This window comes from Peribacillus sp. SIMBA_075, assembly GCF_046534585.1.
The window spans coordinates 1-231 of record NZ_JAWRYN010001710.1 but is presented as its reverse complement, the minus strand read 5'-3'; the positions used below and the strand labels follow the sequence as shown (position 1 = coordinate 231).

The following is a 231-nucleotide window of genomic DNA, read 5'->3' as shown; positions in this document are numbered from 1 at the left end:
CTACCAATTGAGCTAAGTCGGCATAAAAAAATGGTGGCTCGGGACGGAATCGAACCGCCGACACGAGGATTTTCAGTCCTCTGCTCTACCGACTGAGCTACCGAGCCAACATAAATGGCGGTCCCGACCGGGGTCGAACCGGCGATCTCCTGCGTGACAGGCAGGCATGTTAACCACTACACCACGGGACCAAAAATGAACATAAAAAAAACATGACCCGTACGGGATTCG

At 52.8% G+C, this 231-nt stretch carries 2 tRNA genes; both read right to left on the bottom strand.

The window, feature by feature from the left end:
• Positions 1–31: 31 nt before the first annotated feature.
• Positions 32–107: transfer RNA gene (locus tag SB775_RS34270), tRNA-Phe, on the bottom strand.
• A gap of 8 nt (positions 108–115) precedes the next feature.
• A tRNA-Asp gene (locus tag SB775_RS34265) sits at positions 116–191 on the bottom strand.
• Between the last annotated feature and the right edge of the window lie 40 nt (positions 192–231).